Annotated in this window: 20 protein-coding genes; 16 read left to right on the top strand and 4 right to left on the bottom strand. The window is 40.8% G+C overall.

Annotated features, from left to right (window positions below):
• The first annotated feature begins 15 nt into the window (after nt 1–15).
• The 8 genes from ACQKL0_RS03815 to ACQKL0_RS03780 all read left to right on the top strand — a co-directional run bounded on the left by ACQKL0_RS03815 (nt 16) and on the right by ACQKL0_RS03780 (nt 9828).
• Nucleotides 16–1248, top strand: coding sequence for a competence/damage-inducible protein A (locus ACQKL0_RS03815; protein ID WP_402987995.1), 1233 nt, complete (start codon nt 16–18; stop codon nt 1246–1248).
• Between the two features lie 348 nt (nt 1249–1596).
• The gene (gene recA / locus ACQKL0_RS03810; RefSeq protein ID WP_402868461.1) at nt 1597–2640 is read left to right on the top strand and encodes a recombinase RecA; all 1044 of its coding nucleotides are present in this window, start codon (nt 1597–1599) and stop codon (nt 2638–2640) included.
• Between the two features lie 342 nt (nt 2641–2982).
• Nucleotides 2983–4542 (top strand): ribonuclease Y, encoded by a 1560-nt coding sequence (gene rny, locus ACQKL0_RS03805; RefSeq protein ID WP_402868463.1) that lies wholly within the window; start codon nt 2983–2985, stop codon nt 4540–4542.
• Nucleotides 4543–4670: 128 nt separating this feature from the next.
• Nucleotides 4671–5468 (top strand): TIGR00282 family metallophosphoesterase, encoded by a 798-nt coding sequence (locus tag ACQKL0_RS03800; RefSeq protein WP_402868465.1) that lies wholly within the window; start codon nt 4671–4673, stop codon nt 5466–5468.
• 247 nt (nt 5469–5715) lie between these two features.
• Nucleotides 5716–5976: a stage V sporulation protein SpoVS gene (gene spoVS / locus ACQKL0_RS03795; RefSeq protein ID WP_191095538.1), complete on the top strand. Its 261-nt coding sequence runs from the start codon at nt 5716–5718 to the stop codon at nt 5974–5976.
• 90 nt (nt 5977–6066) lie between these two features.
• Entirely contained in the window at nt 6067–6984 is a 918-nt protein-coding gene (locus ACQKL0_RS03790) for a dipeptidase (RefSeq protein ID WP_427686366.1), read from the top strand.
• A gap of 233 nt (nt 6985–7217) precedes the next feature.
• Nucleotides 7218–8975, top strand: a complete 1758-nt coding sequence (locus ACQKL0_RS03785; protein WP_402868468.1) for a 2-oxoacid:acceptor oxidoreductase subunit alpha — start codon at nt 7218–7220, stop codon at nt 8973–8975.
• Nucleotides 8962–9828 carry a 2-oxoacid:ferredoxin oxidoreductase subunit beta gene (locus ACQKL0_RS03780; protein WP_402868470.1) on the top strand — a complete coding sequence of 289 codons (867 nt, stop codon included), beginning with the start codon at nt 8962–8964 and terminating at the stop codon, nt 9826–9828. The genes ACQKL0_RS03785 and ACQKL0_RS03780 overlap by 14 nt, the downstream gene beginning before the upstream one ends.
• An 80-nt stretch (nt 9829–9908) precedes the next feature.
• Here the strand turns inward: ACQKL0_RS03780 and ACQKL0_RS03775 are convergent, their stop codons facing one another.
• The gene (locus ACQKL0_RS03775; protein WP_427686364.1) at nt 9909–10106 is read right to left on the bottom strand and encodes a hypothetical protein; all 198 of its coding nucleotides are present in this window, start codon (nt 10104–10106) and stop codon (nt 9909–9911) included.
• A 507-nt stretch (nt 10107–10613) separates the two neighbouring features.
• On the opposite strand from ACQKL0_RS03775, the gene miaB reads away from it, so the two are divergent.
• From miaB to ACQKL0_RS03745, 6 genes are all read left to right on the top strand, one after another.
• Entirely contained in the window at nt 10614–12158 is a 1545-nt protein-coding gene (miaB, locus tag ACQKL0_RS03770) for a tRNA (N6-isopentenyl adenosine(37)-C2)-methylthiotransferase MiaB (RefSeq protein WP_402868474.1), read from the top strand.
• Between the two features lies 1 nt (nt 12159).
• On the top strand, nt 12160–12588 hold the full coding sequence (locus ACQKL0_RS03765; RefSeq protein ID WP_402868476.1) for a RicAFT regulatory complex protein RicA family protein: 429 nt from the start codon (nt 12160–12162) through the stop codon (nt 12586–12588).
• A 213-nt stretch (nt 12589–12801) separates the two neighbouring features.
• Nucleotides 12802–13341, top strand: a complete 540-nt coding sequence (locus ACQKL0_RS03760) for an outer spore coat protein CotE (protein ID WP_402868478.1) — start codon at nt 12802–12804, stop codon at nt 13339–13341.
• A 261-nt stretch (nt 13342–13602) separates the two neighbouring features.
• Nucleotides 13603–16242 carry a DNA mismatch repair protein MutS gene (gene mutS, locus ACQKL0_RS03755; RefSeq protein ID WP_427686362.1) on the top strand — a complete coding sequence of 880 codons (2640 nt, stop codon included), beginning with the start codon at nt 13603–13605 and terminating at the stop codon, nt 16240–16242.
• A 23-nt stretch (nt 16243–16265) separates the two neighbouring features.
• The gene (gene mutL, locus ACQKL0_RS03750) at nt 16266–18215 is read left to right on the top strand and encodes a DNA mismatch repair endonuclease MutL (protein ID WP_427686361.1); all 1950 of its coding nucleotides are present in this window, start codon (nt 16266–16268) and stop codon (nt 18213–18215) included.
• Nucleotides 18216–18306: 91 nt separating this feature from the next.
• Nucleotides 18307–18771 carry a GNAT family N-acetyltransferase gene (locus tag ACQKL0_RS03745; RefSeq protein ID WP_402956377.1) on the top strand — a complete coding sequence of 155 codons (465 nt, stop codon included), beginning with the start codon at nt 18307–18309 and terminating at the stop codon, nt 18769–18771.
• 112 nt (nt 18772–18883) lie between these two features.
• Here ACQKL0_RS03745 and ACQKL0_RS03740 read toward each other — a convergent pair whose 3' ends face one another.
• From ACQKL0_RS03740 to ACQKL0_RS03730, 3 genes are all read right to left on the bottom strand, one after another.
• Nucleotides 18884–19102, bottom strand: a complete 219-nt coding sequence (locus ACQKL0_RS03740; protein WP_403123129.1) for a DUF3006 domain-containing protein — start codon at nt 19100–19102, stop codon at nt 18884–18886.
• Nucleotides 19103–19942 carry a ComEC/Rec2 family competence protein gene (locus tag ACQKL0_RS03735; RefSeq protein WP_402956381.1) on the bottom strand — a complete coding sequence of 280 codons (840 nt, stop codon included), beginning with the start codon at nt 19940–19942 and terminating at the stop codon, nt 19103–19105.
• Nucleotides 19943–20142: 200 nt separating this feature from the next.
• Nucleotides 20143–20763 (bottom strand): cupin domain-containing protein, encoded by a 621-nt coding sequence (locus ACQKL0_RS03730; RefSeq protein ID WP_427686358.1) that lies wholly within the window; start codon nt 20761–20763, stop codon nt 20143–20145.
• A gap of 260 nt (nt 20764–21023) precedes the next feature.
• Here ACQKL0_RS03730 and ACQKL0_RS03725 point away from each other — a divergent pair, with 260 nt between their 5' ends.
• On the top strand, nt 21024–22916 hold the full coding sequence (locus tag ACQKL0_RS03725) for an OPT family oligopeptide transporter (protein WP_427651436.1): 1893 nt from the start codon (nt 21024–21026) through the stop codon (nt 22914–22916).
• The gene (locus tag ACQKL0_RS03720; protein WP_427686356.1) at nt 22906–23268 is read left to right on the top strand and encodes a PqqD family protein; all 363 of its coding nucleotides are present in this window, start codon (nt 22906–22908) and stop codon (nt 23266–23268) included. Before ACQKL0_RS03725 ends, ACQKL0_RS03720 begins: the two co-directional genes overlap by 11 nt.
• The last annotated feature ends 352 nt before the right edge of the window (nt 23269–23620 follow it).

Raw genomic sequence — 23620 nt, 5'->3', positions numbered from 1 at the left:
GAAGGGGTCGTTGATATGGATGCAGAAATCATTGCAGTAGGCTCTGAACTTCTATTGGGGCAAATTAACAATACAAACGGAAGGTTTTTATCGCAACAGTTTGCTGAAATGGGTGTCAATGTTTTTTACCATACTGTCGTCGGAGATAATGACCGCCGTCTGCAACAAGCCATAGAGATTGCTGAGTCACGGGCTAACTTAATTGTCTTTACTGGTGGCCTTGGTCCAACGAAGGATGATTTAACGAAGGAGACAATTTCTCGCCACATTGGGAAAAAGCTCGTTTTTGATGAGGATGCACTACAATCCATAGAAGCGTACTTTCAAAAGCGCGGTCGTCCAATGACTGAAAATAATAAGAAGCAGGCTCTTGTCTTGGAAGGCTGTGATGTATTGCCAAACGACCATGGCATGGCACCCGGAATGGTCTTGGCTAAATCGGGAATCACATATATGCTGCTTCCTGGTCCACCAAGCGAAATGGAACCGATGTTCTTAAACTACGGATATGAAGCAATCATGAAAAGGCTTGAAAAGCATGAACGAATTGATTCGAAGGTTCTTCGTTTCTACGGAATAGGGGAAGCGGAGCTGGAAACGGTGATAGAAGATCTTCTCGTAGACCAAACCAATCCAACCATTGCCCCACTTGCAGCTGAAGGGGAAGTGACTTTAAGGATTACAGCAAAAGAATCGTCTAAAGAAAAGTGTGAAGAGCTTATTTTGGGAGCGGAGAAGGAAATCCTTAGTCGGGTCGGTCAATATTATTATGGAAGTGATAATACATCGCTGATAAAAGAACTGGTTAAAGAATTAACGGTCCGTAAGCTAACGATCGCGGCGGCGGAAAGTTTGACCGGTGGAATGTTTCAAGAACAGTTAACGACCATACCAGGTGCTGGAAAAGTGTTCAAAGGCGGTATTGTCAGCTATACAAACGATGCAAAGGCGGATGTGCTAGGCGTAAGCGAAGGAACCATTTCAACTCATGGCGTCGTGAGCGGAGAGTGTGCCATGGAAATGGCCTCTAAGGTACGGGAGAAGCTTGATGCAGATGTAGGTATCAGTTTTACTGGAGTGGCAGGACCCGATGAACAAGAAGGGAAACCAGTGGGTACTGTATTCATTGGCATTTCCTTACGGGGTGGGGACACTCGCTTTGAAGAGTTGAATTTATCTGGAAGCAGGGCGCAAAACCGAGTAAGAAGTGTAAAATATGGTTGCCATTATTTATTACGGGGTTTATAAGCGACATAAAAGCAGAGCTCAAAAGGCTCTGTTTTTTATGTCTTAGAAGTTTTCATTTTGTCGAATTAGGGAAAAGAAGAAAACAGTTTATTCAATAAAAAGGCATTTTATTAGCGGATATCTTATAGAAAAAGATAAAATCACGTAGACAAAATACTTTTTCATAAAGATTTAACCAAAAGAAAAAAACGAATGAATGTTCGACTTTTTGCTTGGCAAAATAGCAAAAAGAGTATATAGTTAAGATAGGTTTTGAGACAAGATATTGACCTTGTCCTCAAAGAATGGCTAACGTAAGAACATCTTTAATCGGACTGCCGATTATTTGAATATAGAGGAGGAACTTAAGTGAGTAGTGATCGTCAAGCGGCTTTAGATATGGCGTTAAAACAAATTGAGAAACAATTTGGTAAAGGTTCTGTAATGAAACTTGGAGAACAGTCCGATCGAAGAATCTCAACGATTTCGAGTGGGTCTCTAGCGTTGGATGTAGCATTGGGAGTAGGTGGCTATCCGAGAGGCCGTGTCATTGAGATATACGGACCGGAGAGTTCAGGTAAAACGACTGTTGCCTTGCATGCAATAGCAGAGGTGCAAAAGACTGGCGGAACAGCTGCATTTATTGATGCTGAGCATGCCTTGGATCCAGCATATTCTGAAAAACTTGGCGTGAATATTGATGAATTGTTGCTTTCACAGCCTGATACTGGTGAACAAGCCCTTGAGATTGCGGAAGCGTTAGTGAGAAGTGGTGCGGTGGATATTATTGTTATCGACTCCGTAGCAGCACTTGTTCCTAAAGCGGAAATCGAAGGAGAAATGGGAGATTCCCATATGGGTCTTCAAGCCCGTATGATGTCACAGGCCCTTAGAAAACTTTCTGGTGCTATCAATAAATCAAATACCATTGCGATTTTCATTAACCAGATTCGTGAAAAGATCGGGATTATGTTTGGGAATCCAGAAACGACTCCGGGTGGTCGTGCCTTGAAGTTCTATTCGACTGTTCGTCTTGAAGTGCGTCGTGCTGAACAATTAAAACAAGGTAATGAAATCGTTGGTAATAAAACAAAGATTAAAGTCGTTAAAAATAAAGTAGCTCCACCTTTCCGTCAAGCGGAAGTCGATATCATGTATGGTCAGGGAATCTCACAGGAAGGCGAAATCATTGATATGGGTGCAGACCTGGATATCGTCCTAAAAAGTGGTTCGTGGTATTCATACAATGATGAGCGTGTGGGACAAGGTAGGGAAAATGCGAAATTGTTCTTGAAAGAAAATCAGGACATCGCTAAGGAAATCTCACAAAAAATCAGGGACCATTATAATCTAGATGGAGAGTTTGAGCTCCCGAAAGAGGCTGAAGAGGAGCATCTTGAACTACTTGATTGATGGTAGGAAAGGACCTAAGCTAATTATGCTTAGGCCTTTTCTATATTCCTTAAGATCGTTGAAATGGAAAAATTGCAAAAATTAAAGCGGTTTTGCAGCCCTCAATTATGTTAAACTGATACATAATTGCTATGCATAGTAATAAAACGAGAATAAACCTTGATACATAAGGGACAAAGGCTTGACAATAAAAATTCTCAACTATACAATTAATATGTATATTTTACAATTTTTCAAACTAAAATTTTGAAAATTAAGAGCTGTATATTGAATTTATGTGCAATGTACTTGCCGACAGTTCAACATTTTATGTAAAAGTTCATAGCAAGGGGAGGTGAAACGATGGAACCCATGACAATCATCTTCACTTTGCTTGGCCTAATCGTCGGTGCAGTTGTTGGTTATTTTATTCACAAATCAAAATTTGAGAGTAAAATAGCAGGGGCAAAGGGCTCTGCTGAACATATCCTTGAGGATGCAAAACGTGAAGCGGAAGCGCTTAAAAAAGAAGCCTTGTTGGAAGCAAAAGATGAAATTCACAAGGTTCGTTCTGAGTCCGATCGGGAATCCCGTGAAAGAAGGAACGAATTACAAAAACAAGAAAATCGATTATTGCAAAGAGAAGAGAATCTTGATCGGAAGGATGAAACGTTGGATAAACGTGAAAGCCTTTTAGAGAGAAAAGAGGAGTCTCTTAACCAAAGACAACAGCATATTGAAGAGATGGAAAGCAAAGTGGACGAGACGGTACGTAAGCAACAAACGGAGCTTGAACGTGTCTCTGGTTTGACTCGTGAAGAAGCTAAATCGATCATTATAGATCGAACAGAAAATGAGCTTGCTCATGATGTAGCAGTTATGATTAAAGAAAGTGATACCCGCGCCAAAGAAGAAGCTGATAAAAAGGCGAAAGAAGTCTTATCTCTAGCCATTCAGCGTTGTGCGGCTGATCATGTTGCAGAAACCACCGTTTCTGTAGTGAATCTTCCAAATGATGAAATGAAGGGACGGATAATCGGACGTGAGGGCCGAAATATCCGAACACTTGAAACGCTAACGGGTATTGATCTTATCATTGATGATACTCCTGAGGCAGTCATCCTATCTGGATTTGATCCAATTCGACGGGAAACAGCACGTTTGGCTCTTGAAAAACTAGTTCAGGACGGACGGATTCATCCGGCTCGTATTGAAGAAATGGTTGATAAGGCAAGACGTGAGGTAGATGAACATATTCGTGAAATTGGTGAACAAACAACTTTCGAAGTGGGTGTTCACGGGCTTCATCCAGATCTTATCAAGATTCTTGGTCGTTTGAAGTTCCGTACAAGCTATGGTCAAAACGTACTGAAACATTCTATTGAAGTGGCCCAACTTTCAGGATTATTGGCAGCTGAGCTTGGTGAGGACGAAGTACTTGCCCGCCGTGCCGGTTTATTACATGATATTGGGAAAGCAATTGACCACGAAGTGGAAGGTAGTCACGTTGAAATCGGCGTTGAATTAGCGACTAAGTATAAGGAACATCCAACTGTCATCAACAGCATCGCTTCACATCATGGTGACACAGAGCCAACATCCATTATTTCGGTGCTTGTAGCGGCCGCTGATGCCTTATCAGCTGCAAGACCAGGTGCACGAAGTGAAACGCTGGAAAATTACATTAGAAGACTTGAAAAACTTGAAGAGATATCCGAATCCTATGATGGAGTGGAAAAATCCTTCGCGATTCAAGCCGGACGTGAAGTGCGGATTCTAGTGAAACCAGAACAAATAGATGATCTTTCGGCTCATAAACTTGCTCGTGACATCCGGAAACGGATTGAAGAAGAGCTTGATTACCCAGGTCATATAAAAGTAACAGTAATCCGTGAAACAAGAGCGGTAGAATATGCCAAATGATTTGGCTTGGAAAACGAAGTGGTGAAAACCACTTCGTTTTCATTTTTTGTATGAACTTTTTTGAGGATGTCTGTGCAATCAACCAGTTATACGAAATAAGTGAAATGTATATAGGAAAGGGTTTTAGTATGAAATTGTTATTTATAGGAGATGTAGTGGGGGCACCGGGCCGTGATATGGTTAAAGAATACCTCCCAAGACTTAAAGAAAAATATCACCCGCACATCACGGTAATAAATGGTGAGAATGCTGCAGGAGGCCGGGGAATTACGGAAAAGATTTATCGCAGTTTTCTGGAGTGGGGCGCGCAGGCCGTAACAATGGGAAATCATACATGGGATAATCGAGATATTTTTTCGTTTATTGATGAAGCGGAATATCTTGTTCGTCCAGCCAACTTTCCCATGGGTGCCCCGGGTGAGGGGCTGAAGTATATAGCGCTAGATCACCAGGAAATCGCTATCATCAATCTACAGGCCCGGACATTCATGCCGGCATTGGATTGTCCTTTCCGAAAAGCGGAAGAGCTCGTTCTGGAAGCCCAAAAAAGGACACCTATCATTTTTGTCGACTTCCATGGTGAAGCTACAAGTGAAAAACAAGCAATGGGCTGGTACCTTGATGGGAAGGTGACAGCGGTGGTAGGCACACATACACATGTCCAAACAGCTGATAACCGGGTTTTACCACAAGGTACAGCTTATGTATCGGACGTAGGGATGACAGGGCCTTATGACGGCATTCTGGGAATGGAAAGAGAGGCTGTCATCCATAAGTTCTTGACGAGCCTCCCTGTGCGATTTGAAGTACCTAAAGCTGGCCGTTCCTTATTAAGTGCTGTATTAATAGATATTGATGAAAAGTCAGGCAAGGCGGTAAACATTGAGCGAATACTGATAAACGAAGATAACCCGTTTTATAACTAACTTAAATGGACATCAGTCGTGGCTGATTGTCCATTTTTCTTTATAAAAGCTACGTGATTTTCACACGAAGGATTCAATGAGAGAAAAAGTTAAGTAAGGTCTCCTAATAGGGAATCTAAAATCTGTTGTTGGACAATCCTGGTTTTCTTTGTCATACAAGTTTTACTAGCTGAATATAGTAGCAGTGGAAAGTGTTATAACTATTGAGCCAAGTTATAATCGGCAGGGAAAACAAGGAGGACTAGGAATGGAAATATTAAAGGTTTCAGCAAAATCTAATCCTAATTCTGTAGCAGGCGCACTGGCGGGGGTTCTCAGAGAAAGAGGAACCGCAGAAATTCAAGCAATTGGTGCAGGTGCGTTAAATCAAGCCGTTAAGGCAGTAGCAATCGCAAGAGGATTTGTCGCACCTAGTGGAGTCGACTTGATTTGTATTCCTGCCTTTACGGATATTCTCATTGATGGCGAAGAGCGTACGGCAATTAAGCTAATCGTTGAACCAAGATAAATTCATAAGTTTATGCCTGTTTGTCGGATGGCGAGCAGGTTATTTTTTGTATGTGACGAATAAGAAAGGGAGAGAAGGGGGATTGGATGGGTGATTTTTGATGCGCATTGTGATGTTTTGATGAAATTGTTTATAGATCCGGATATTTCCTTTGTGGACAGCGATAAGTTACATATAACGAAGCGTAAACTTATGGTTTCAGGTGGAAAGGTCCAATGCTTTGCGATATACATTCCTGAACAAGTCCATTCGGATATGAGATTTCAGGCTGCCTTGGCGATGGTGGATATCTTTCACAAAAAAATCCTGGCTGAACCTGAAATGAAATTTATAAGGTCAAAGAAAGATATCGATTCACTGGGTGAAAAAGAGATAGGAGCTTTGCTGACATTAGAAGGCTGTGATTGCATCGGGGATGATGTATTAAAGATGAAAACCCTCCTTCAGCTGGGGGTTACTTCGGTAGGATTAACATGGAATTATGCCAATCTGGTAGCCGACGGAGTTTTAGAAAAAAGAGGAGGCGGGCTGACGAGATTTGGAACGGATGTGGTGGCATTATTGAATGTGCAGTCGATATGGTGCGATCTTTCCCACCTATCGGAATCTGGGTTTTGGGACACCATAGAAATAGCTGACTTTCCGATTGCTTCCCATTCGAACGCCTATCGTTTATGCCCACATCCAAGGAATCTGAAAGACAGCCAAATAAAGGCTCTCCTAAAAAAGAATGGGACTATTGGGGTGACATTTGTTCCTCAATTTTTATCACAAGGTAAATCCGCGTCCATAAAAGACGTTATCAATCATATTGAACATATTTGTAGTTTAGGTGGAGAAAAACAAATTGGTTTTGGATCGGATTTCGATGGCATAGAAGAGATGGTCGATGACTTGGTCTCTTATAGCAATTACCAAAATTTAATTGATGAACTTGATAGGCTCTATTCCACAGAATTCGTAAAAGGCATTCTTTTTGAAAATTTCATTCGTCATTATCCTCGATAAAAAAAGGATAGGGCGAAATGGTGTTTTTATTCTGATTTTGTAGATAGGATTGAATATTCTGAAAATATAAAAAATAAAAGCAAAAAGGTTGCAATTTATGTATTTAACCGATAGAATTGAAAGCGTTTAGTACACCTTTTCTGTCATAGAACGATTATTTACATATTGAACGTTCTGAAGAGAGGTACAGGTAAATAGCAGTTATATACGAACGTTCTAAAGGAGTGTAAGACATGATCAATCAACTTTCATGGAAAGTTGGCGGACAACAAGGTGAAGGTATTGAAAGTACAGGAGAAATATTCTGTATTGCCCTCAATCGCTTAGGTTATTACTTGTATGGCTACCGTCATTTCTCATCTCGAATAAAGGGAGGACACACGAATAATAAGATTCGTGTAAGTACTTCTGAAACTCGTGCTATCTCAGATGATTTAGACATCTTAGTTGCTTTCGATCAAGAAACAATAGACGTCAATTATAAAGAACTACACGAAGGCGGCATCATTATCGCTGATGCAAAATTTAAACCTGTCTGCCCTGAAGATACAAAGGCAGAGTTATATATAGTCCCATTTACGGAAATTGCATCTGAATTGGGTACTTCTTTAATGAAAAACATGGTGGCAATCGGAGCTACCTGTGCTGTACTTGGCATGGAAATCTCCGTGTTCAATGATGTTGTTGATGAAATCTTCGGCCGTAAAGGTGAAGAAATCGTTAAAAAGAACATGGATGCGATTACTGCTGGTTATAAGGCCATGGAAGTATTGCTTGGTGAAAAAGTGGGCGCTATGGAACTTGAAAAAGCGGATGGTCAAAAACGTTTATTCATGATTGGTAACGACGCAATCGCACTAGGTGCAGTTGCCGGTGGATGTCGATTTATGGCTGCTTATCCGATTACGCCAGCCTCGGAAATCATGGAGTATTTAATCAAGAAACTGCCTAAAGTGGGTGGTACCGTCATTCAGACGGAAGACGAAATCGCTGCAGCTACGATGGCAATCGGGGCTAACTACGGTGGTGTTCGTGCTATTACAGCTTCTGCCGGACCAGGTCTTTCATTGAAAATGGAAGCAATCGGTTTAGCGGGAATCACAGAAACTCCGATTGTTATTGTAGATACACAACGTGGCGGTCCTTCTACCGGACTTCCAACGAAACAAGAACAATCTGACTTAATGGCGATGATTTATGGGACGCACGGAGAAATACCGAAAATCGTCATGGCCCCAAGTACGGTTGAGGAAGCCTTTTATGATACGGCTGAAGCCTTCAATCTTGCTGAGGAATACCAATGTCCGGTTATCATTTTATCCGATTTACAGCTATCATTGGGTAAGCAGACCGTGCAACCGCTAGATTACAGTAAAGTGGAAATCAGACGTGGTAAACTTTTGGACACGGAAATAGAAGGCCCTCAAGAAAAAACATATTTCAAGCGCTATGAAGTAACAGAAGATGGAGTTTCTCCTCGTGTCGTTCCAGGCATGAAAAACGGAATTCACCATGTTACGGGTGTAGAGCATGATGAAACAGGGAAGCCTTCTGAATCAGCTGCAAATCGTGTAGCACAAATGGATAAGCGGATGCGTAAGCTTAGCAATTTAGCGAACACATTCAATACACCCGTTTACAAGAATGCACCACACGAAGAGGCTGACTTATTAATCCTAGGGTTTAACTCTACCCGTGGAACGATAGATGAAGCAATCGGCCGTTTAGAAACGGATGGAATAAAAGTGAATCATGCACAAGTTCGTTTGATTCATCCATTCCCTGCCGATGAAGTTCTTTCTTTAGTGCAATCAGCTAAGAAAGTAGTAGTAATTGAAAATAATGCGACTGGACAATTGGCTAATATTATCAAGATGAATGTCGGGCATGTAAATAAAATTAAAAGCATCCTAAAATATGACGGCAACCCATTCCTCCCGCATGAAATTCACACACAATGCAAGGAGATGTTCGAATATGGCAACATTTAAAGAATTTCGAAATGATGTAAAACCTAATTGGTGTCCTGGTTGTGGGGATTTCTCCGTTCAGGCTGCCATGCAGCGTGCGGCAGCCAACGTAGGCTTAGAACCGGAAAACTTAGCTGTGGTTTCTGGAATCGGCTGTTCAGGTCGGATTTCAGGCTACATCAAATCTTATGGTTTCCATGGCATTCATGGTCGTTCGCTACCGATTGCCCAAGGATTGAAAATGGCTAACCGCGAGTTGACCGTTATAGCTTCCGGTGGAGACGGAGATGGTTTTGCAATCGGGATGGGACATACCATTCATGCCATTCGTCGTAATATCGATATTACGTATATTGTCATGGATAACCAAATTTATGGTTTAACAAAAGGACAGACTTCCCCACGTTCAGCTGCTGGGTTTAAAACAAAATCCACCCCTGAAGGATCAATTGAGAGGGCTGTCTCTCCGATGGAATTAGCTTTATCGGCTGGTGCTACTTTTGTCGCTCAAAGCTTTTCGACGGATTTAAAAGACTTAACTGCAATTATTGAAGCAGGAATCAATCATAAAGGATTCTCCTTTATTAATGTTTTCTCTCCATGCGTAACGTATAACAAAATCAATACCTATGATTGGTTCAAACAAAATCTAACAAAATTAAGCATGATTGAAGGATATGATTCTACAAATAAAGAACAAGCCATGCAAACGTTGATGAAGCATGACAGTCTTGTGACAGGAATCATTTATCAAGATTCTTCACGTTCTTCTTATCAAGAATTAATTCCAGGTTATGCAGAAGAAGCATTGAATAAGTCTGATTTAACTCTAGATCAAGCTCATTTTGATAAACTTGTTGAAGAATTTATGTAAGCGTGAAAAGGTTCACCCCAAATTTGGGGTGAACCTTTTTTGTGGTTAATAACCAAGCGTTCTAATGAGGAGACAGCACGCTAGAAGATGGTGCTACCTAAATAGTAGGGCTTAGAAGAAACCGTTATTGCATCCGCAGCGGTTTCCTCGGTTACAGCATCCGAAAGAGAAGAAATTACAACGATTTCTTCTACAACAACAGTTGTTGTTATTGTTGTTATGATGATGGTGGTGGTGATGGTGATTGTTGTTGTCGTTGTGGCGGTCGTCGCGGTCATTGTCGCGTCTTTGACAACCCCTCACCGCACGACAGAAATCTCTTTCGATTCTGCTATTATCGTCGTTATTACGATGATGATCGTGATTATTATTGTTATTTCCAGAACATGACATATAAGTCACTCCTTAAATTGTTTTTGTTGTACGAGATATCTTATTCAAGAGCGGACAGGATGTTATAGGACTATGTCCTATATAGTGAAAATGTACGATAGACCTAGACTGTCGATAGTAGTGAAAAAGTTTTGGGTAATAAATTCAGGGTTTATTTTTATTATTTTATTACCTTTTTTGTGAATTTTTTCTAACAAGTGCTTAAGGAGCGACAGAATGATTGTTTCTTCCAGGTAAAAGCTTTATACTATGTTAATGTGGATATATCACACTTAAAAGCAAATATTTACTGGTGATTTTAAAGGTGAATTGGACAAAAATCATTGTAAACATGATGGGTCTGGAAATAGTTAGGATGATAAATAAACTAACTATTTTGAAAGGAGATTAACATGAACGAGAAACAAAGATTAGAATTACAACAAGTACAGAATGAAAATCCAGCGGACAAAAAATCCGAAAAGGATTACAGTAAGTACTTTCAGGCAGTTTATATCCCGCCTTCCTTGAAGGATGCTAAAAAACGAGGAAAAGAAAATGTAGAATACCATGATGACTTTGCTATTCCTGAACAATTCCGAGGAATGGGAGAAGGTAAGAAATTTCTTATTCGTACATACGGTTGCCAAATGAATGAGCACGATACTGAAGTCATGGCGGGTATCTTTACGGCACTCGGATATCAACCGACCACTACAGTCGACGATGCGAATGTCATTTTACTGAACACTTGCGCAATAAGGGAAAATGCAGAGAATAAAGTATTCGGGGAACTAGGGCATTTAAAATCACTTAAATTGGAAAAACCAGATTTGCTTTTGGGCGTCTGCGGCTGTATGTCCCAGGAAGAATCGGTCGTTAAAAGAATTCTTGAGAAACATCATTTTGTCGATATGATCTTTGGTACACATAACATCCACCGACTACCACAAATCCTAAATGAGGCGTATCTTTCAAAAGAGATGGTCATTGAAGTTTGGTCCAAAGAAGGGGATGTAATCGAAAATCTTCCTAAAGTACGTAAAGGGAAAACAAAAGCATGGGTCAATATTATGTACGGCTGTGATAAATTCTGTACGTATTGCATCGTGCCTTTTACACGAGGTAAAGAAAGGAGTCGCCGTCCCGAAGACATCATTCAGGAAGTTCGTCATCTTGCAGCACAGGGCTACAAGGAAGTCACCCTCCTCGGTCAAAATGTGAATGCATATGGGAAAGACTTTACAGACATGGAGTATCGTCTTGGTGACTTGATGGATGAAATCCGTAAAATAGATATCCCGCGGATTCGCTTTACTACTAGTCATCCCCGGGACTTCGATGATCATTTGATTGAAGTTCTTGCTAAAGGCGGTAACCTAGTGGATCATATCCATCTTCCTGTTCAATCGGGAAGTACGGAAACGCTTAAAATCATGGCGCGTAAATATACGCGTGAACAATATTTAGAGCTTGTTAGAAAAATTAGGGAAGCAATTCCTAGTGCATCTTTAACGACGGATATTATTGTCGGTTATCCAAATGAAACGGAAGAACATTTCGAGGAAACGATGTCTTTATACCGGGAAGTTGGATTTGATGCTGCTTATACGTATATTTACTCTCCGCGAGAAGGAACGCCTGCAGCAAAAATGCAGGATAATGTCCCGATGGAAGTGAAAAAAGAACGTCTGCAACGCTTAAATGCCCTTGTGAACGAAACATGTGCTTTGAAAATGAAAGAGTACAATGGGCAAATTGTAGAAGTTCTCGTGGAAGGTGAAAGTAAGAAAAATCCAGATGTATTAGCAGGGTATACTACGAAAAATAAGCTAGTGAACTTCAAAGGACCAAAGTCCGCGATTGGCCAAATCGTCAAGGTGAAAATCACCGACACGAAAACATGGTCATTGAATGGGGATATGGTTGAAGAAGCGACAGCGATAGAGGTGGATTAAAATGACAAAATATACAAAAGACGATATCTTAACAAAAGCGGCAGAGCTAGCTGAAATGATTGCCAGCACGGAAGAAGTGGATTTCTTTAAACGGGCTGAGGCTCATATTAATGAAAACCAAAAGATACGTGAAATGATTGCCAGTATCAAAAGCTTACAAAAACAAGCTGTGAACTTCCAACATTATGGAAAAGAAAAAGCATACGGGCAAGTTCAGGCGAAAATCGATGCCCTTGAAAAGCAGTTGGATGAGCTTCCAATCGTCCAGGAGTTCAAGCAATCCCAAGTCGATGTCAACGACCTTCTTCAAATGGTTTCTTCGCAAGTATCCAATAAGGTGACGGATTTGATAATTGAATCAACTGAAGGTGATATCCTTCGTGGTGAGACAGGATCAAAGGTACAGGCTGGTGGCGGAGGTTGTTCATAATATTTTCGGAAAGCCCTTCTGGATGCAGAAGGGCTTTTTTATGTTTCAAAAACCCTTATACAGCGCCCATTCGTGACACATATCCCAAAACTGGTGCATAAAATAACCTAGATTTAAACATTACAGCAGTTTTCAGATATTAAAAATTCTACGCACACTAGACTTTTACCACGCATAGGATGAATGGAAACTGTATGAGGAGGGTTCGCTAGCATGTCACAATATAGAGAGATAATAACTAAAGCGGTGGTGGCCAAGGGACGTAAATTCACAAAGTCCTCACACACCATTTGCCCGGCTCATCATCCTTCTAGCATTCTAGGTTGTTGGATCATCAACCATAAATACGATGCCAAGAAAGTCGGCAAAAAGGTAGAAATTCACGGCAGCTACGAAATCAACGTTTGGTATTCATATAACCATAATTCAAAGACGGAAGTTGTCACTGAAAAAGTACAATATACCGACGTGATTTCGCTAAAATACCGTGATCCAGATTGTCATGATGACCATGAAATCGTAGCACAAGCTGTCCAACAGCCGAATTGTTTAGAAGCATCCATCTCCCCATGTGGACAAAAGATCATTGTTCATGTGGAAAGAGAATTCTTTGTGGAGGTCGTTGGCGAAACGAAAATTTGCGTCGCTGTAAGCCCAGATGGCCGCTGTGAAGATGACTGGGGCTCAGATTTTGATGATGATGAGTTCGAAGATTTAGATCCGGATTTCCTTGATGAATTCGAAGATGAGTAAAATACTTTAATATAGTCAATACCGGATGACATTCCCTTCATCCGGTCTTATTTACGTTAAAAGAAGGACAGGCCAAATTAGTAGAGTATTTTATTACCCGCATAAGCTCCTCGGCGTCCTAAATCCCCTTATAAAAAGGAAAAAAACAGTGTATTATGCATGTTTTCTTGTAATAGCGAATACAGGAAAGGTGCTATCCCGTATGGTATAATAAATGACATATATAAATAACAGATTATAGTTTGGAAAGGTTTTGAAAGAATGGCTGGATATACACCAATGATTCAACAATATTTAAAAATCAAGGCAGAGTATCAGGATGCCTTTTTATTTTTCCGTTTAGGGGATTTTTATGAAATGTTTTTTGAGGATGCATTGAATGCCTCACAGGAACTGGAGATTACATTAACGAGCCGGGAGGGTGGCACGGAAAATCGAATTCCCATGTGTGGCATTCCCTATCACTCGGCTCCCAATTATATTGATATTTTGATAGAAAAAGGCTTTAAGGTAGCCATTTGTGAACAGACAGAGGATCCTAAACAAGCAAAAGGGGTAGTCCGCCGGGAAGTTGTCCAGCTGATTACACCGGGAACCAAAATGGATAGTAAAGGACTTCGGGAAAAAGAAAATAATTACATTGCATCCATCACGTCCTTTACAGATGGGCCATTCGGCTTTGCTTACAACGATTTGTCGACAGGTGAAAACAAGGTCACGTTGATTGAAAGTTTTGAAGAGGTATTGAATGAGTTTGCAAACCTTGGTGCCAGCGAAGTTGTCATTGCAACGGATTTTAACGATGAATGGAAAAAGCAATTGCAGGAAAGGGGTGCCGCAGCACTTTCCCTTGAGGATAACTTAGAGCAAAGTGAGTCGTTCGTTTCTTTGTTTCGACTGTTGAAAGAAGATAAGCAAGCTCAAACGACTGCGCGTTTATTGAATTATTTATACCGAACCCAAAAAAGAAGCCTAGATCACCTGCAGCCAGTATTTGCATATGAAACGTCCCATTATATGAAAATCGACTATTATAGCAAGCGTAATTTGGAGTTGACGGAAACCATCCGTTCCAAAGGAAAAAAAGGGTCGTTATTATGGCTTTTGGATGAGACGAAGACAGCGATGGGAGGCAGGATGCTTAAGCAATGGATTGATCGTCCACTCATCAATCGACTGCAAATCGAACGTAGACAAAACCTTGTGGAAATATTGAAGGATCACTACTTCGAACGTCAAGATTTGCGCGAGCGCTTGAAGGAAGTATATGATTTAGAGCGTCTTGCGGGCCGGGTGGCGTTTGGAAATGTCAATGCACGTGATTTAATCCAGTTGAAACGTTCACTCCAACAAGTACCCATCATTCGTGAAATCGTCCAATCCTTGGGCTCCAATGGCGATATAACAGCTCTCGCCGAAAAGCTGGATCCCTGTGAGGAAGTGACCGATTTACTTGAAACGGCATTAGTGGAAAATCCACCGTTATCCGTTAAGGAAGGGAACATTATCCAAGATGGTTTCCACTCGGAACTGGATACATATCGAGATGCCAGCCGAAACGGAAAAACGTGGATCGCTCAGCTGGAACGGGAGGAACGGGAACGTACCGGAATACGATCATTGAAAATCGGCTATAACCGAGTATTTGGTTATTATATTGAAGTGACTCGCGCCAATTTGCATTTACTTGAAGAGGGACGGTATGAACGGAAGCAAACCTTGACCAATGCTGAAAGATATATCACACCTGAACTAAAAGAAAAGGAAGCCTTGATTTTACAAGCCGAAGAGAAAAGCATCGGTCTTGAATATGATCTGTTCCTCAGCCTCCGTGAACAGGTGAAAAGCTATATCCCACGTTTACAAGAGCTTGCGAAAGGCATCAGTGAACTTGATGTTCTCCAATGCTTTGCAACAATCAGTGAAGAGCGTCATTATGTAAAGCCGGTCTTTTCTGAAAATCGTAAAATAGCCTTACAGGAAGGACGCCACCCTGTTGTCGAAAAAGTACTGCATTCTCAAGAGTATGTTCCAAATGACTGTTTTATGGATAGCGACCGTGAGCTACTTTTGATTACAGGACCTAATATGTCGGGTAAAAGTACGTATATGCGTCAGATTGCGTTGACATCCATTTTGGCCCAAATCGGTTGTTTTGTATCGGCGACCTCAGCGGAACTGCCGATTTTCGATAAAGTGTTCACTCGAATTGGTGCAGCGGATGATCTCATTTCGGGGCAAAGTACTTTCATGGTCGAGATGCTCGAAGCAAAAAATGCCATCATGAATGCTACGGAAAACAGCTTGATTTTATTCGATGAAATCGGACGAGGAACTTCCACTTACGATGGTATGGCGTTAGCGCAGGCAATCATTGAATATATTCATGGAGAAATCGGTGCAAAGACACTCTTTTCAACACATTATCATGAATTGACCGTGCTATCAGAGGAACTTCCTAAACTGAAAAATATCCACGTAAGTGCAATCGAACAGAATGGGAATGTCGTTTTCCTTCATAAAATAAAAGAGGGACCAGCCGATAAAAGTTATGGTATTCATGTTGCCAAGCTTGCCAACCTTCCAAAACAGTTAATTGACCGGGCAGCTGCCATTTTAGCGCAACTTGAAAGTGATAATGAACAAGTGACGCAAACACCTTCACAGTCAGCTGTTGTAGTAGATATAGATGTTCCTAAAGGATCTAAAGAAAAGGATGGTACGGTTGTAAATGAAGCGTCGCAACTTTCCTTTTTCGGAGAAGAAGTTCCAAGGGAAAAAACCAGTTCATCAGCTAAGGAAAAAAAAGTGCTTGATGATATCAAATCGCTCGATATCCTAGAAATGACACCACTAGATGCGATGAATATACTCTATAAATTGCATAAGAAATTGAAATAAATAATTGAAGCGAGGCGATAAAAGTGGGGAAAATCATACAGCTAGACGAGTCTTTATCGAATAAAATAGCAGCTGGCGAAGTGGTTGAACGTCCTGCCTCAGTCGTGAAAGAGCTAGTGGAGAACGCCATAGATGCCAACAGTACCATCATTGAAATTGAATTGGTGGAGGCCGGACTTGGGTCCATCAGGATCATAGACAATGGAGATGGAATGACGGCCGACGATGTAGAAGCGGCGTTTAAACGTCATGCCACAAGTAAAATAAAAGATGAAAATGACTTGTTTCGGATTCGGACGCTCGGGTTCCGTGGTGAAGCCATGCCAAGTATCGCATCAGTTTCCCATTTTGAAATGAAAAGCAGCACGGGAGAGGGGCCAGGAACCCGAATTCTGCTTGAAGGGGGGATCATTCGTGAATTGGAGGCTTCATCAAGCCGAAAAGGGACGGACATCACGGTCTCCGAGCTTTTCTATAATACACCGGCACGATTGAAGTATTTAAAAACGATTCATACGGAGCTAGGAAACATTACGGATGTCACGAACAGGCTGGCTTTGTCACACCCTGACGTTTCGATAAGCCTTACGCATAATGAGAAGCGTATTTTGCATACAAATGGTAATGGAGATGTCCGGCAAGTACTGGCCGCAATCTACGGAATGAATATCGCCAAAAAGATGATTCCGATAGAGACGAGGTCTTTGGACTTCACTATAACCGGATATATCGTAATGCCCGAGGTCACCCGTGCCTCCAGAAATTACATTTCGACGATGATTAACGGTAGATTTATAAAAAACTATGTTCTTGTTAAGGCAATCCTGGAGGGATACCACACACTCCTTCCTATTGGACGTTTCCCAATTGCTTTGTTGAATATTGAAATGGATCCAATCTTGGTCGATGTTAATGTACATCCGTCCAAATTAGAGGTGCGACTTAGTAAGGAACAAGAGTTATATGCCTTAGTATCGGAAACGATTAAATCAGCTTTCAAGAAACTTTCCTTGATTCCAAGCGGTTTCACGCCGTCACAAAAGAAAGAGGAGCCTAAAAGCGAGCAGACGTCTCTCAGCTTAGACCATGTCGTAGAAAGAGGAAGGCAAGTTCTTGAAGAAGCAAAAAAAGAAGCATCCCTACTAAAGAATACCTTGATACGAGAAAAACAACAGCAAGAAGTTCCAGTGGAATCTATCGATGATAACCAGGATATTGATACCATGCATGAATTAATATATAGCAGTGAAGATGGAATGCAAATGGGAGAGGCCTCTATCCCTGTCATACCTCCAGAAGAAAAAAGGTCCTTGTTCGAATCCGCTGAAGGGTATACAACATATACAGTCGAAGAGGATGAGGAAGAAATAGAGGAGGAAGATGCTTCAAGCCGCATACCTCCTATGTATCCAATTGGACAAATGCATGGCACCTATATTTTCGCCCAAAACGAAAAAGGTTTGTATATCATCGATCAGCATGCTGCACAGGAACGGATTAAATATGAATATTTCAAAGAAAAGGTTGGTCGTGTCGAAAATGAGCTACAGGATATGCTCGTTCCGATCACGTTAGAATTTTCGACCGATCAATCAATTCGAATCAATGAATACAAGGATGAGCTAGAAAAGGTCGGCGTCTTTTTAGAGGAATTCGGTTACAATTCCTTTATCGTCCGGTCCCATCCACAATGGTTCCCTAAAGGAATTGAACAGGAAATCCTTGAAGACATGATTGAACAATTATTGTCGATGAAAAAGGTGGACATAAAAAAACTGCGTGAAGCGGCGGCCATCATGATGAGCTGCAAAGCCTCCATTAAAGCCAACCGCCACCTCCGTAACGATGAAATACAAGCCCTTCTTGATGAATTAAGGAGAACAACCGATCCATTCACCTGTCCGCATGGAAGACCCATCATCATCTCCTATTCAATTTACGAAATGGAAAAGATGTTTAAAAGGGTGATGTGAAAATGAAAAGAGAACCCCTTGTTATTAAGGGGTTCTCTTTGGGATAGGTACCAACATAATACGTAATATGTATGCTAAGGGAGGAGTTTCTTTGCATTTTGAACCGATTGATGTAACGAAGCATAGAACATTCATTATTCGATTTCGTAGGGACTCTTTCATCATAAGCTTTGGTTCTGATAAGGATCTTGGAAACGTAGAGGAATATCTGGATTGGGTAAAAATAAAATCGAACCGATATCCAGGTGGATTTGTCTTGGTTATGGAAGATGATGTGCCCATCGGTCAACTTGAACTTACAATTAAAGAATATAAGGGTAGTAAAGTAGGCTACGTAAATCTTTATTATCTCATTCCTGAAAAACGTGGAATGGGGTTAGGGAAGGAACTTCACCGATATGCTCTTCATTTCTTTAAAAAATATGGGGTAAAGGAATATCATCTACGCGTTTCTCCTACTAATAGAAACGCATTGTCTTTTTATCGTAAAAATGGAATGCAGGAAGTAGGGTTTGAATTAGAGGGAAAAGTGATAAGAATGAAAGGGAACGTGTAAGTTAAAAAATATACCTCCAGGGTAAGTTCATGTTTCTCAGCTAGTTCATTATTATTAAGGTAAAAGATGTAGAAAAAATCCCCTTCTCATTTTGAGAAGGGGATAGTCGTAGTCAATCTTCAAACAACTCATCCATCAAGTCATCAATTTCTTTTTTTAACTTTCTTGTTCCTTCTTTGGAGACAGTAATTGTATCACCATCGATAATCAGCATATCTCCGACCTTGGCCCCTTTTGGAAGGGAGCTTTTCGGAAAATCCTTCATATCGCCACCATCGATTTCCACGACAGCGATTTTACCTTCAAAGCGATCAATTATTCCTTGCTTCATTTATTTCACCGTCTTTACAGTAAGTTTCGTACCTGTAGAAGTAAAAATAATGTTTCCAGATTTGTCTGTACGATAGATTTTAGCTTTTATGGAATTCAAGCGTTTTACAACGGTAGAAGTAGGATGCCCATAGCTATTTTTTCCTACACTTATTATAGCGTATTTTGGTTTTGCTTTCTTAATAAAAGCTGAACTAGAAGATGTTTTTGCCCCGTGGTGCCCAACTTTAAGGACATCCACGCTTGGTACTACCTTTTTGGCAAGCATGTCTTTTTCGGATTTTTCTTCAGCATCGCCAGTGAACAAGAACGATTTTTTATTATGTTTAAGCAATAGGACGGCACTCCAGTTATTTAAGTCTTTCTTATAGTCTTTGACTGGAGCAAGGAATTTCAATGACGTATTCTTTGCCTTCGTTGTGACTACTACCCCGGTCTTTGCTTTCTTGATTTTTAGCCCTTTCTTCTTAACCGCTTTTAAAAAGTCTTTGTAAGCTTGTGTGGTATGGGAAACTTTCGGTGCATACACAGCTTTGACTTTCAGGTTATTGATTACATAGGCCAGTCCACCGATATGATCGGCATCCGGATGAGTCGAGACAACCGCATTCAACGTTTTTACCTTTTGTTTTTTCAGATAGGCAACGACATCATCGCCTTTTCCTTTTCCACCAGCATCAATTAAAATGTTTTCATTACCGGTTTGAATCAGGATGGAATCGCCTTGGCCCACATTGATAAAGTGTACCTTCACATTGGAAGCAGCAGCTTCAGTTGACTGGATTCCAGTAAATAAAGTTAAACATAGAACAGCCACTAATATTACTTTAAGTTTTTTCATCATTATATCACCCTAGCATATCTTATCATGGTTATTAAGAGAAAGTGAGATAATAAATATTTTAAAATAGTATTTTTTTATTCGTATAGATATTTATATGTTATTTTATGCATAAATTAATTAAAATATACCATTAATATAAATATAAGGATAATATTTTAGTTATTTATGTGATTTTATATTATTTTATTAGAATAATACTAATAATATGGTAAAACTGATGGGTTTTGATAGTAGTAGGGGATACCGTACCATTGGTTCGGATCGTGCCATGATTGATGGGAATGGTTATTCCCATTTCTGTTATAGGTTACGGGTGGGCCAATGAAAGTCGAGGGCTGGACGGGTGACACCGTTTTATTCCATTGGTTTTCATCTATGGAATAAGTGTGGGCCATGATATCCGCTGGCGTTAATTTCAAGATATCCGATCCCAGAATGACTTCAGGGGTAGGTGCATTAAAAATAGCAAGTAAATGTGTTTGGTCCATGGTAGCCACTTCATAATGCCACCACCCTTGTGGGACGTTCGCAACTTGGCCGGGAGTAATGGGGTAGTTTTGAATGAGCTTTGTATATGGATTCAGAATTGATACTGTAGCGGCCCCGGAGATGCAATAAACTAGTTCGGCTGCTTTTTGATGGTAATGAGGTTCGATGATATTATTGGCACTTAAGAATATATCGAGTAAAGAAGTGTTCTCCAGGGTGTTCAACTGTGAGATGCCCAATACATTTATATAGTTCAGATTATCTTTTTTTACTAAAGTACTTTTAGTTACATCGAAGGTAAATTGAGTCGAAGGTGATGCATAATCCATAGGTATCCTTCCTTTACGATGGTGTGGGTTTTGAGCAGAATATGCGGTTTTTCTTTAGAATGTGCAAATACCCATGATAAAGATTGTAGTTAGAAACCAAAGTCTTTCAAAATAATATTCTTATAAAATATCATTTAACTGAATTTTCCCTATTGTCTTATTTAAGAATAAGCAGAATTTTCCCATTGCATGAATAGAAATTACAGTGATATAATAATTCCTGTGTTTTTAAAGTTAAAAAGATATAGGAAGTGTCTAAATTGTCTAACAATTCGAAAGAGAGCAAATTCGTCCCGTACGTTTCTGCTTCGAAATCTTTACCCGAATTAACTGTCACTGCAATTATTCTAGGTATAATTCTTGCCATCGTTTTTGGAGCAGCTAATGCATATTTAGGTCTCCTTATTGGATTGACGGTTTCCGCATCTATACCCGCGGCGGTAATTTCAATGGCAATCCTGAGAGGGATTTTTCGACGAGATTCCATCTTAGAAAACAACATTGTGCAAACGATGACAACAGCAGGTGAGGCCATTGGGGCCGGAGCCGTTTTTACTATCCCAGCATTATTTATGTGGGGGATGGATGTTAGTCAAGCGTTAATCCTATTCATTGTTTTAACTGGTGGATTCCTTGGGGTCTTCATGATGGTCCCCCTTCGTCAGCTTTTAATAGTAAGGGAGCACGAAACATTACCTTATCCTGAGGGTACGGCATGTGCCGAGGTATTGAAATCAGGAGAAAAAGGCGGTTCTAGCGCTAAATTAATCGGAGTCGGTTTAGTAATCGGTGGTGTGGTTAAAGCGCTTGGAGATGGATTCAAGCTATTTAAAACGGAAGTGGAAACAGGCATCACTGGTTTTAAAAATGCAGTAGTCGGCCTTGATGCATTTCCTTCCCTATTGGGTGTCGGGTATATCATCGGTCCACGTGTTGCGGGTCAAATGATCGGTGGGGGTCTATTGGCTTGGGTCGTCCTTATACCGGCCATTAGCTTCTTTGGTAGTGGTAGCTCTACACCTATATTCCCGTCAGAAGTTCCTATCGGTGAACTGGACGCTTGGGGAATTTGGGATAATTATATTCGGTACATCGGAGCTGGAGCAGTTGCGACTGGGGGCTTAATCACACTGATTAAGACATTGCCCACTCTATTCAGTTCTGCTTTTGCAACGCTGAGAGGCGTGCAAGCGAATAAAGGTCAGCTTAAAGCCGGGCTAATTCGTACTGAAAAAGACATTCCTGCTAAATTCGTGTGGTTAGGGATGCTTATTGTTCTTTTGATTATTGCCTTTGCACCTGTAACGGAAGTAGGTATCATAGGCGCAGTTGCAATCGGTATTTTTGGTTTCTTATTCGTTACGGTCGCTTCAAGGATTGTTGGGATTGTAGGAAGCTCTTCATCCCCTACATCTGGGATGACCATTGCGACACTACTAATTGTAGCGCTTATTTATAAGGCAACAGGCTTCACTGGCATGGATGGCATGATAGCTGTAGTAACGGTTGCTGCAATCGTTTGTACGGCACTTGCAGTGTCAGGTGACGTTTCTCAAGATTTGAAAACAGGTTATATTGTCGGTGGTACGCCATGGAAACAACAAGTTGCGATGATGATTGGTGTCGTTGCATCTGCAGCTGTCATTGGCTTTACCTTAGTGTTAATGGATAATGCTTATACAATGGGTTCTGCAGAACTTCCTGCACCTAAAGCGGCCTTGATGAAAATTCTTGCTGAAGGTGTTCTTGGAGGAGACTTACCTTGGACCCTTATCTTCATCGGAACGGCGATTGCCATTACTCTAGAGTTCTTCGGTTTGAATTCACTTAGTGTGGCAGTTGGGATTTACTTGCCAGTTCATACGAGTGCGCCAATCATGATCGGTGGATTTGTACGTTACTTCGTTGAACGTTTTGCTAAATCTAAAGAAGCACGTAAAGCAAGAGTAGATAGAGGAACATTGTTCGCGTCCGGTTTAATCGCCGGTGAATCATTGATTGGAGTGCTTATTGCAGTCTTAATTGCAGTGGGAGTAAAAGTTCCAGCCGTAGCGGTGATAGCGAGCAACCTAATACCATTCTTACTTTTCCTTGCTTTAGCTGGAGTACTTTGGTTTGTATCTAGCAAAAGGAATAAAGAAGATGTTTCGTAAAAAGAAAACATCAAAGAGGAACCTGTTAACTATGGTTCCTCTTTTGGAAAGTCGTGTCACCCTAGAAATGGATTCTTCTTCGGACTTAGGATTTTTGATTATCCAGAGAACTAACTTCATCGAGAGACTGACGATTCGTTTCTTGAAGCAAAGGGCATTTCGTAAAATCAAGCTAGATAAGTTTGGGAGATTTGCCATTGAACAAATGGCATATCGCAAGAATGTCCAAGCGATTTCGGAAGCGATGATTGAACACTTTGGGGAAGAAGCCGAACCGGCCTTACCACGACTTGTGAAATTTTTTGAAATCCTTGAAGTTCATGAATGGATCATTTGGGAAGAAGAAAAATAACAAACAAGCTGAAGCATGCAAATCGCGCTTCAGCTTGTTTTTTTGCTTTTTCATTAATGAGGGGTAGCGAAATCAATAGCTAAAGGTGATTCGAAAAAATTTCTTAATAACGTCAGAGAGTAGGTTGTAGGGCTGATCGTCATGTTTTGTATTTGTAAAAGGAGCGTATTCTGTAAATGTTAACGTATATGATTTTATTCTTGATGGGTTTGTATGGGAAATGTAATAGGGACGCTAAAGAGGGTGACACCAGGCCTGAATTTAAAGTCCGGCAAAATGCCCTCAGTCTATACTTATTGTATTGCCTTGCCATACTACGGGGGAGGGGACCATGTTCTATCATTTATTAATT

The organism is Peribacillus sp. NPDC097264, from assembly GCF_050277925.1.
Taxonomy (GTDB): Bacteria; Bacillota; Bacilli; order Bacillales; family DSM-1321; genus Peribacillus.
Note: the sequence above shows the minus strand (reverse complement) of the source record. Positions and strands in the feature narration are given on the sequence as shown.

Bases quoted from the DNA above. Each gene is read 5' to 3' on its own strand.
- miaB (WP_402868474.1), top strand. From the start codon at position 10,614: ATGAACGAGAAACAAAGATTAGAATTACAACAAGTACAGAATGAAAAT.
- ACQKL0_RS03740 (WP_403123129.1), bottom strand. From the start codon at position 19,102: ATGAAGCAAGGAATAATTGATCGCTTTGAAGGTAAAATCGCTGTCGTG.
- rny (WP_402868463.1), top strand. From the start codon at position 2,983: ATGGAACCCATGACAATCATCTTCACTTTGCTTGGCCTAATCGTCGGT.
- ACQKL0_RS03775 (WP_427686364.1), bottom strand. From the start codon at position 10,106: ATGACCGCGACGACCGCCACAACGACAACAACAATCACCATCACCACC.
- ACQKL0_RS03760 (WP_402868478.1), top strand. From the start codon at position 12,802: ATGTCACAATATAGAGAGATAATAACTAAAGCGGTGGTGGCCAAGGGA.
- ACQKL0_RS03765 (WP_402868476.1), top strand. From the start codon at position 12,160: ATGACAAAATATACAAAAGACGATATCTTAACAAAAGCGGCAGAGCTA.
- ACQKL0_RS03815 (WP_402987995.1), top strand. From the start codon at position 16: ATGGATGCAGAAATCATTGCAGTAGGCTCTGAACTTCTATTGGGGCAA.
- spoVS (WP_191095538.1), top strand. From the start codon at position 5,716: ATGGAAATATTAAAGGTTTCAGCAAAATCTAATCCTAATTCTGTAGCA.
- ACQKL0_RS03800 (WP_402868465.1), top strand. From the start codon at position 4,671: ATGAAATTGTTATTTATAGGAGATGTAGTGGGGGCACCGGGCCGTGAT.
- ACQKL0_RS03785 (WP_402868468.1), top strand. From the start codon at position 7,218: ATGATCAATCAACTTTCATGGAAAGTTGGCGGACAACAAGGTGAAGGT.
- mutS (WP_427686362.1), top strand. From the start codon at position 13,603: ATGGCTGGATATACACCAATGATTCAACAATATTTAAAAATCAAGGCA.
- ACQKL0_RS03720 (WP_427686356.1), top strand. From the start codon at position 22,906: ATGTTTCGTAAAAAGAAAACATCAAAGAGGAACCTGTTAACTATGGTT.
- ACQKL0_RS03780 (WP_402868470.1), top strand. From the start codon at position 8,962: ATGGCAACATTTAAAGAATTTCGAAATGATGTAAAACCTAATTGGTGT.
- ACQKL0_RS03730 (WP_427686358.1), bottom strand. From the start codon at position 20,763: ATGGATTATGCATCACCTTCGACTCAATTTACCTTCGATGTAACTAAA.
- ACQKL0_RS03735 (WP_402956381.1), bottom strand. From the start codon at position 19,942: ATGAAAAAACTTAAAGTAATATTAGTGGCTGTTCTATGTTTAACTTTA.